The organism is Pseudomonas abyssi, from assembly GCF_003444685.1.
Taxonomy (GTDB): Bacteria; Pseudomonadota; Gammaproteobacteria; order Pseudomonadales; family Pseudomonadaceae; genus Halopseudomonas; species Halopseudomonas abyssi.
Genome location: NZ_LMAZ01000006.1, coordinates 154,863 through 164,142, shown reverse-complemented (window position 1 = coordinate 164,142; position 9,280 = coordinate 154,863). Strand labels below are relative to the sequence as shown.

Below are 9,280 nucleotides of genomic sequence, written 5' to 3'. Positions count from 1 at the left end.
GGGACTAGGGTCCGTGCGGCGGCCACCTTCGTTGATCTTGCCTTCAAACCCAAAAACCCCGCAGCACCATGAGGTGCTGCGGGGTTTGCTCACCGCTCATTGCATTACTGGAAGCGCTTGAGCTCCGCCTTGGCAATCGCGTTACGGTGCACTTCATCCGGGCCGTCGGCGGTGCGCAGGTGCCGGGCGTAGACGTACAGCTGCGCCAGTGGGAAGTCGGAGGAGAAACCACCGGCGCCGTGGGCCTGAATCGCCCAGTCGATGACCTGACACGCCATGTTCGGCGCGGCTACCTTGATCATCGCGATCTGCTTGGCGGCGACCTTGTTGCCGACGGTATCCATCAGATGCGCCGCGTTCATGACCAGGAAGCGCGCCTGATCGATCATGATCCGCGACTCGGCGATGCGCTCACGCCACACGCCCTGCTCTGACAGGGGCTTGCCGAACGCCACGCGCTTGCTCAGACGCTCACACATCAGCGCCAGCGCCCGTTCGGCCTGACCGATCACCCGCATGCAGTGGTGGATACGACCCGGCCCAAGACGACCCTGAGCAATCTCGAAGCCGCGGCCTTCACCCAGCAGCATATTGCTGGCCGGCACGCGCACGTTTTCGAAGATGATTTCCGGGTGGCCGTACGGCGGATCCATATAGCCGTAGCAGCCCATATCACGCAGCACGGTGACGCCAGGGGTGTTCATCGGCACCAGAATCATCGACTGCTGCTGGTGGCGGTTCGGGTTGTCCGGGTCGCTCTTGCCCATCACCACCATGATCTCGCAGCGCTCGTTGGCAGCACCGGAGATATACCACTTGCGGCCGTTGATCACGTACTCGTCACCGTCACGCTCGATGCGGGTTTCCACATTGGTCGCATCGGAAGACGCCACCAGCGGCTCGGTCATGGCAAAGGCAGAGCGGATTTCGCCGTTCAGCAGCGGGGTCAGCCAGCGCTCCTGCTGCTCTTTGGTGCCGTAGCGGGCCAGCACTTCCATATTGCCGGTATCCGGCGCGCCGCAGTTGAACACCTCGGACGCCCACATGCCCGGCACGCGCCCCATCAGCTCGGCCAGCGGGGCGTATTCCACGTTGCTCAGACCCGGACCGTGCTCGGCTTCCGGCAGAAACAGGTTCCACAGCCCCTCGGCGCGTGCCTTGGCCTTCAGCTCTTCCATCAACTGCACGGTGGTGTAGGCGTTTCCGGCCTTCTCGTTGGCGCGGATTTCCTCTTCGTAGCGCTGCTCATTGGGGAAAACGTGCGCGTCCATAAAATCGGAAACGCGCTTTTGCAGATCCAGCGAGCGTTCGGTCTGGTGGTACATGGCGAACTCCTGAGGTGTCGATCATGCGGTTGCGATGGCAGCCGTCCTGAAGACAAAATCTCAATACACATATGTATTGTCAATTGTGTATGGAAATAGATATGACGCGGCCTTCGCCTGACTTATAATCCGACCACGACCCACATCACCGGAGCTGCAGATGTCCGCTGCCAGCAAACCCGCCCGCCGCGGCCGTCCTACCGGCCGCGCCGTATTGACGCCCCAGGACTGGTTCGACGCCGCCACCGACGCCATCCTTGAAGGCGGCTTCGATCAGTTGCGTGTGCTGCCGCTGGCCAAGCGCCTGAAGGTGACCCGCGGCAGTTTCTACTGGCATTTCGAGGACCTGCCGCAGTTTGTTCGTCTGTTCCTCGACCAGTGGCAAGCCCAGCGCATGAAAGGCTTGCGCTACTGGCAACCCGGGCTGGACCCGGCATTGAGCCCACAGCAGGAAGTAGAACGCGTGCTGCTGCTGATGTTTGAAGGCCCGGCGGTGGAGTTCAAACGCATGAAGGTGGAGTTTGCGATTCGCGATTTCGCCCAGCGCGACCTCTACGCCCGCGATATCGTCGCCGCGGTGGACGAAGCACGGGTCGAGCAGACAGCGCAGTTGCTGGCCCCGCTGGTGCCACCCGGCCAGGCACGCGGCATGGCGCTGATCCAGTACGCCGCGGTGCTGGGTGGCGTGCTGCTGTTTCGTGGTCAGCTGGGCGGCGAACAGTCCCTGCGCAGCCTGCGGGAACAATGGCAACAGCTGCTGCACCCCCCTCAAGTTGTCACCCAGTCCGCCGATACTGCTGCCAGATAGCCGGACGCAGCTGGACAGCCAGCGTCAAGCCCGCCATGATTTCAAAGTGCCGTCACCCGCCGGATGCGAACGACCGCGCACCTGCTTAAGCCGCAAGGCGTTGAAGCCGTCAGGAGCAAAGCGTGCCGATCCAATCCTGGTTCTACCAAGCCGAACTGCATCAGGGCAACCTGCTGCATGGGCACCACCACCACAGCCTGATGCTGCTGTCGATACTGGTTGCCATCGCCGCCGCCTGGCTGGCGCTGCAGGTGGCTGGTCTGGCGCGTCTGGCCGCTACGCCGGCAACCCGGCGGGGCGCGCTGCTCAGCGGCGCAGTTGCCCTGGGCGTCGGTATCTGGGCGATGCACTTTATCGGCATGCTGTCGTTCACCCTGCCTCTGGAAGTGCACTACGACCTGACCATTACCCTGCTGTCCATGCTACCGGCGCTGGGCGCCTCGCTGGTGGCCCTGCAATTGCTGTCGCGCCGCGTTCTTGGGGCAAGGGAGCTGCTGACAGGGGGCACCCTGATCGGCGCAGGCATCGGCACCATGCACTACATCGGCATGGCCGCCATGCGCATGGACGCGCAACTGCTATTCGACCCCTGGTGGTTTGTCGGCTCGGTGGTGGTCGCGGTGGTGCTGGCCATTCTGTCGCTGTGGATTCGCTTTGGCCTTGGCAAACCGACCAGCAAGACCTTGCTGATCGCCGCGCTGGTGATGGGCTCGGCCATTGCCACCATGCACTACACCGGCATGGCGGCGGCCCGTATCATCGGCGAGCCGCAAAGCGATTACCTGGGACAGTTTGATGCGCAGCGCAACCTTGGTTTGCTGATTGCCTTCTCCACCTTGGTGGTGGGTATTCTGGTTGGCGCGGTCAATGGCGCGGTGCGCTTCAATCAGCTGTACCAGAAGGTACAGGCCAGCGAAGCCCATATCCGCGGCATCGTTGACACCGCAGTCGATGCGATCATCACCTGGGATCGCTACGGGCGCATCCGCGAGATCAATCGCGCAGCTGAACACATATTCGGCTGGCCCGAATCCGAGCTGCTTGGCCAACCTCTGGATGTGCTGCTACCGCTGGCTACCCGAGAGCGCTTGCGCAGCTTTCTCAGCGAGTATGCCGCCGGTCAACGTCCGGCACAGCTGGGCACCAGCACCGAGTCCTGGTGGATGCGGCGCAATGGCGAGCACTTTCCGGTGCGCCTGTCGATCGGCCAGACCCATATCCGCGACGGCGTGCGCTTCGTCGGCTTTGTCAGCGACATCAGCGAGCGCCGGGAGCTGGAAAACTCGTTGCAGGAGCGCGAAGAACAGTACCGCAGCCTGATCACCAATATCCCCGGCGTCACCTTCCGCTGCCTGCCCCGTGAGGACTGGCGCATGCTGTTTATCAGCGACGCGGTGGAGCTCCTCACCGGCTGGCCGACAGAACGCTTTCTCAACGGCGAGATGAGCTTTGCCGACATCATCCATCCGGCAGACATCGACTTCACGGTCGATCATGTCATGGCCGCCATCGGCCGTCGCGAGAACTACAACCTTGAGTACCGCATCTTCCACCGCGACGGCCAGATTCGCTGGGTCTCCGAATACGCGAGCGCAATCTTTGACGAGCAGGGCAACCCCGAGTGGATCGACGGGGTCATCCTGGATATCACCGACACCAAGCTGCGCGCCGCCGAATTCGAGGGTATCGTGCGCGCCATCAGCCAGGCCCAAGGCATGCTGGACCTGGACATGGACGGTCGTATTTGTTTCGCCAACCCGCATTTCCTGAGCCTCAGCGGCTGCTCTGAAGCAGAGCTGAAGGGACGCACCTTCCAGCAGTTGATCGACGACGGCGAGTTTACCGATGAAGCCTGGGCCAGTGTTCGCCGTGGCGAGTACCTGGTCGGCGAGTACAGCCTGACGCATCGAAACGGCGACAACGTGTATGTGCAGACCTACTGCAACCCGATCATCGACAGCTTTGGCGAGCTGACCAAGGTGATCGTGCTGGTCACCGACCTGAGCGAACGCCGACGCATGGAGGTGGCCCTGCTCGAAGCCAAGGAGCGGGCCGAACTGGCGGCCGAATCCAAGGGCGCCTTCCTGGCCAACATGAGTCACGAAATCCGCACGCCCATGAATGCCATCATCGGCTTCAGCGAGGTGCTGCTCAACGACAACCTGACCACCAGTCAGCGCAAGTACGCGCGCACCGTGAATCAATCCGCCCGCTCGCTGCTGGGGCTGCTCAACGACATTCTCGATACCGCCAAGCTGGAAAAGGGTCAGGTACGGCTGGAGCGCCAGGACTTCTCGCTGCGCGAACTCTGCCAGCAACAAATCAACGTGTTCAGTCTGGAAGCCAATCGCAAGGGCTTGCAGTTGACGTTCAGCTACCAGCTACCGCAGGAGCACTTCAGCGGCGACCCGACGCGTATCCGTCAGGTGCTGACCAACCTGCTGGGCAATGCCATCAAGTTTACCGAGCAAGGCCGGGTCGAGCTCCGCGTGGATCAGCACCAGAAACAGGTCCGTCTGCGCATCAGCGACACCGGCATCGGTATCCCGACGGATCGCCTGCAGCAGATTTTCGAACCGTTCGCCCAGGCCGATGCGTCCATGAGCCGGCGCTTCGGCGGCACCGGCCTGGGCACCACTATCGCCCGCCAGCTGGTCGAGCTGATGGGCGGGCACATCAGCGTCGAGAGCATCCCGAGCCAAGGCTCCAGCTTCCAGGTACTGCTGCCGCTGACCGCCGCCAGCGCGGACGCCAAGGCGTTGAGCGCACTCAGCAGCAACCGTATCGAGCTGCCGCCGCTGCGCATTCTGGTCGCCGATGATGTTGCCGACAACGTACAGTTGATGGAGCTGCTGCTGCACAACGAAGGGCACCGGGTGCGCAGTGTGAACAACGGTCTGCGCGCCTTCGAGCTGGTGGCCGAGGAGCCCTTCGACCTGATCCTCATGGACATGCAGATGCCGGAGGTTGATGGTCTGGAAGCCACTCGCATCATCCGTCGCTACGAAGCCAATCTGGGGCGACGCCCGACCCCGATCATTGCCCTCACCGCCAGCGTGCTGGACAAGGATCGCCAGGCTGCCCGCGAGGCAGGTATGGAAGGCTTTGCCTCGAAGCCGGTCGACCGCGTGGCGCTGCGCCAGGAAATGGCGCGGGTATTGGGCCTGCAAGTCCCCAGCGCCGACCACGACAGCGCCAAGGCGGAGCAGACTACCCCCTTGATCGACTGGGCCAGCGGTGAGCTGCGCTGGGGCAACCGCGACGCCCTTGAGCAGGCCATCCACCGCTTCCTTGGCGAATTACCGAGCCAACTGGCCGAGCTGGACCAGGCGCTGGACCAGCAGGCTCTGGAGCACGCCCGCAGCCTGGCGCACAAACTCAACGGCAGCGCCGGCAACTTGTCTTTGCAGGCGCTGCGCCAGCTCGCCAGCGAACTGGAAAGCAAGCTGGCAGCGGGCCAGAATGATACCGAGGCACTGCGCGAGGCGCTGCACGCCTGCGCGCGCGCCAGCCGCGCTGCAGCGCCGACACCCGCGCCCGTGCAGACCACTCCGGCTGACGAGACGCTAGATAGCGCCGCCCGTGACAACCTGATCGACAAGCTGATTACCGTGCTGCGTCGCGGCGAGGTGAACGAACAGGCTCTGCAGCGCCTGGCAGGCAGCCTCGCCAGCGAGCAACGCACAGCGCTGGAGCAGGCGCTGGACGATTTTGACTTTGCAGCCGCCATCGCTCTGCTGGAAGCCGAGCGACGTACTGCATCCACCCAAGGTTGACCCCATGCCCTTCAAGGACCGCCGCCCGTCGATACTGCTGGTGGATGACGAACCAGCCAACCTGCATGTGCTCAAGCATATCCTGCAGGACGACTACCGCCTGCTGTTCGCCCGCGACGGCGAGCGCGCGCTGGAGCTCGCCAGCAACGAGCGACCACAGCTGATTCTGCTGGATGTGATGATGCCCGGCACCACCGGCCATGAGGTCTGTGTACGGCTGAAGGCCGACCCGCAGACCGAGGCCATTCCAGTGATCTTCGTCACCGCCCTGTCCAACCCGGAGGACGAGGCGCTGGGCTTCGAGCTGGGCGCAGTCGACTACATCAGCAAACCGGTGAGCGCTCCCATTGTGCGCGCGCGGGTGCGTACGCACCTGTCACTGGTACGCGCCGATGTGCTGCGTCAGACCCGTCTCAACATCGTGCAGGCGCTGGGTATGGCCGCCGAGTACAAGGACAACGAGACCGGCCTGCACGTCATTCGCATGAGTCACTTCTCGCGCATCATCGCTCTGGAGGCCGGCTTCAGCGCCGAAGACGCCGAGGAGCTGCTGCACGCCGCCCCCATGCACGATGTCGGCAAGATCGGCATTCCCGACGCCATCCTGCAAAAACCCGGCAAGCTGGACGCTGACGAGTGGGCCATCATGCAACAGCATCCGGACATTGGCGCGCGCATCATCGGCGAACACGACGCCAGCATGCTGCAAATGGCCCGGCGCATTGCCCTTGGTCATCACGAAAAGTGGGATGGCAGCGGCTATCCTGCAGGGCTGGCCGGCACCGACATCCCCATTGAGGCGCGTATCATCGCGATTGCCGACGTCTTTGACGCCTTGACCAGCGAGCGTCCCTATAAGCGGGCCTGGAGCGTGGAAGATGCCGTCGCCCTGATTCGTGAACAGAGCGGCAAGCACTTCGACCCCCACCTGGTGAACTGCTTCCTTGCCCGTCTGGAGGAAATTATCGAGATTCGCGACCGGTGGGCGGAGTAGGCGCCGACTCAAGGATGTGGAACACCGACGCGCTGAATCTGTCTCAGCACTGCCAGAGAAATCGGAAAACGCTGATGTTGCGCGCCCTGCTACTGCTATTTACCTTCGTACTCCCCCTTACCCTGAGCGCCGCACCCGCGACCATCGACTGGCTCGACCTGCTGCCAGCCGAGGACTACCAGGCCATGCTGGACATGCCGGAAATCGGCCACGGCAGCGGTCTGGACAGCGAGGGCGACTTTACCCAGAGCCTGCGCCAGCGGGATGACAGCCTGCCCGAGGTGATGTACTCGACCCGCGTGGTCAGCGACTACGACGGCCGCTCGGTGCGTATTGGCGGTTACCCGGTGCCGCTGGAAACCGATGCCGAAGGCCGCTACCTGAGTTTCTTTCTGGTGCCCTATGCCGGCGCCTGCATTCACGTACCACCGCCACCGCCCAACCAGATCATCCTGGTCGACTATCCCGATGGCATCGCGATCGACGATATCTACCAGCCATTCTGGGTGCAGGGCACCCTGCACATCAGCCAGACCAGCAACCAGCTGGCCGACGCCAGCTACGCCCTGTCCGCCGAGCGGGTGTGGCTCTACGACGGCGAATAAGCGCGCAGCAGAACGCCAAATCGCCCAGCCGGGTGGCCCCACGCCAGCACCGAATCCGTTATGCTGTGGCCAACTCATCGTTGGCCCGCTCACAGGGAGCCTTTTGTACATGCATATTCTGATTGGCTTGGTCGGCCTGTTCATCCTGATTGCCACCAGCCTGCGCCGCTGGTTGCTGCGGCGCGAAACGCCGCAGGTGCAAGCCATCGACTTTCAGGGTGAGCTGTATCAGGTGGGTCAGGCTTGCGTTGCCCGCCAAGGGCCGGAGGATGCATCGCAGTGCGTCATCGTAATGCCGGGTTTTGTCGAGAACTTCCTGTATTTCACGGCGTACTATCAGGATCCTGCCCTGCAGCTGATCATGCTGACCAGCGCCGACTACCATGTTCCGGTCAACCGTCCAAGCTACCAGAAGGCCGCGTGGGTTGCGCCACTGCGCTCGCGCCCCGGTACCATCGCCTATGACGCCGAAGTGCTCAACCAGGCCCTGGAGCATCTGGCTACCGCTCGTCAGATCCGCGTGCACGGCCACTCCCGCGGCGGAGCGGTCATCCTGGAAGCGGCTCGCCAGCGTCCGGAGTTGTTCAGCCGGGTCGAGGTCATCCTAGAAGCGCCGGTGCTTCCTCAGGGCAAACCCTTCCGTGAGGTGCCCAGAGCCGCACGCTGGTTCCTGCCGTTCTATCTGTTTGCCTGGCAACAGCAACCTATATCGCCCAGCAACCGCCACCTGTTTGGGCCGCTGGATGACCCGCGCAAACGAGAGCTGGTCAGCGCCCTGCCGTTCAACCCGCGCCACGGCAGGACCTTTGTCGACAATATCCTCGACCTGGCAGACTGGATGGAGCGCACCCCCACCGACATCTACCAGCACCTGCAGCGCGGCGCCATCCTGGTCCCGGAGAAGGACCGTATTCTGCAGGCTGAAGCGATGCGCCGCAGCGCGGACCAGGCAGAGAACCTGCAAATCATCCAGGTTCCGGACTGCAGCCATCTGATCACCCAGGACCGCCCCGACTGCATCCCGCCGCTGGCGGAGTCCTGATCGTGGGCTGGCAGTTCGAGCCGGTCGGCATCATCCACTCCTGTTTCGCCGAGAAGTTCGCCATCCCGCGCCAGCCACTGCTGGCCCCGGCGGCCACCGCCACCCTGGAGTTGCTGCCCCCCTTTGACCAGCCCGAGGCGCTGGAAGGCCTGGAAGGCGTCAGCCACCTGTGGCTGTTGTTCATTTTTCACGCCGCCGGTCACGGCCGCAAGCACCTGCGCGTTCGCCCGCCGCGCCTTGGCGGTAACCAGCGTATCGGCGTGTTTGCCAGCCGCGCCACCCACCGGCCCAACCCGATCGGCCAATCGGTCGTGCGCCTTGAGGGCATTGTTGACGGCCGCCTGCTGCTGTCCGGCGTCGACCTGCTGGACGGCACACCGATACTCGACATAAAACCCTACGTGCCCTATGCCGATGCCATTGCCGATGCCCACAACCCGCTCGCCGCTGCGCCCCCTGCCCCCATCGCGGTCGACTGGCACGATGTCGCCCGCGAGCAGGCCGAGGCTCAGCAGCGGCGTCTGGGTCAGCCGCTGGTGGCGCTCATTGAGCAGTGCCTGGCACAGGACCCGAAACCGGCCTACCAGACACCCGATGCCGGGCGCGAGTACGGTGTGCGCTTCTGGGACGTCAACGTACGCTGGCACTACCCCGCCCCCGAGCGCATCTGCGTGCTGGGCGTCGAGCCGGTCTGACCTGCCGCAGGTGGCAGTAGCCCAAGGGCGCGGTA

At 63.6% G+C, this 9,280-nt stretch carries 7 protein-coding genes; 6 read left to right on the top strand and 1 reads right to left on the bottom strand.

Annotated elements, in window-relative coordinates; translation table 11 throughout:
- Nucleotides 1-104: 104 nt before the first annotated feature.
- Nucleotides 105-1,325, bottom strand: coding sequence for an acyl-CoA dehydrogenase family protein (locus tag ASB58_RS16415; protein ID WP_118131660.1), 1,221 nt, complete (start codon nt 1,323-1,325; stop codon nt 105-107).
- A 160-nt stretch (nt 1,326-1,485) separates the two neighbouring features.
- Between ASB58_RS16415 and ASB58_RS16410 the strand changes: the two genes are divergently transcribed.
- The 6 genes from ASB58_RS16410 to tsaA all read left to right on the top strand — a co-directional run bounded on the left by ASB58_RS16410 (nt 1,486) and on the right by tsaA (nt 9,245).
- A complete protein-coding gene (locus ASB58_RS16410; protein ID WP_096004932.1) occupies nt 1,486-2,133 on the top strand; it encodes a TetR/AcrR family transcriptional regulator in 648 nt (215 codons plus the stop codon).
- Nucleotides 2,134-2,255: 122 nt separating this feature from the next.
- On the top strand, nt 2,256-5,909 hold the full coding sequence (locus tag ASB58_RS16405; RefSeq protein ID WP_118131659.1) for a PAS domain S-box protein: 3,654 nt from the start codon (nt 2,256-2,258) through the stop codon (nt 5,907-5,909).
- Nucleotides 5,910-5,913: 4 nt separating this feature from the next.
- Nucleotides 5,914-6,903, top strand: a complete 990-nt coding sequence (locus ASB58_RS16400; protein ID WP_118131658.1) for an HD-GYP domain-containing protein — start codon at nt 5,914-5,916, stop codon at nt 6,901-6,903.
- Between the two features lie 74 nt (nt 6,904-6,977).
- Nucleotides 6,978-7,508 carry a DUF3299 domain-containing protein gene (locus tag ASB58_RS16395; protein WP_118131657.1) on the top strand — a complete coding sequence of 177 codons (531 nt, stop codon included), beginning with the start codon at nt 6,978-6,980 and terminating at the stop codon, nt 7,506-7,508.
- A gap of 109 nt (nt 7,509-7,617) precedes the next feature.
- Nucleotides 7,618-8,550 carry an alpha/beta fold hydrolase gene (locus ASB58_RS16390; protein ID WP_118131656.1) on the top strand — a complete coding sequence of 311 codons (933 nt, stop codon included), beginning with the start codon at nt 7,618-7,620 and terminating at the stop codon, nt 8,548-8,550.
- Between the two features lie 2 nt (nt 8,551-8,552).
- The gene (gene tsaA / locus ASB58_RS16385) at nt 8,553-9,245 is read left to right on the top strand and encodes a tRNA (N6-threonylcarbamoyladenosine(37)-N6)-methyltransferase TrmO (RefSeq protein ID WP_118131655.1); all 693 of its coding nucleotides are present in this window, start codon (nt 8,553-8,555) and stop codon (nt 9,243-9,245) included.
- Nucleotides 9,246-9,280 lie beyond the last annotated feature (35 nt).

Coding starts and splice junctions, on each gene's coding strand:
- ASB58_RS16415 (WP_118131660.1), bottom strand. CDS start 1,325: ATGTACCACCAGACCGAACGCTCGCTGGATCTGCAAAAGCGCGTTTCC.
- ASB58_RS16410 (WP_096004932.1), top strand. CDS start 1,486: ATGTCCGCTGCCAGCAAACCCGCCCGCCGCGGCCGTCCTACCGGCCGC.
- ASB58_RS16400 (WP_118131658.1), top strand. CDS start 5,914: ATGCCCTTCAAGGACCGCCGCCCGTCGATACTGCTGGTGGATGACGAA.
- ASB58_RS16395 (WP_118131657.1), top strand. CDS start 6,978: ATGTTGCGCGCCCTGCTACTGCTATTTACCTTCGTACTCCCCCTTACC.
- ASB58_RS16390 (WP_118131656.1), top strand. CDS start 7,618: ATGCATATTCTGATTGGCTTGGTCGGCCTGTTCATCCTGATTGCCACC.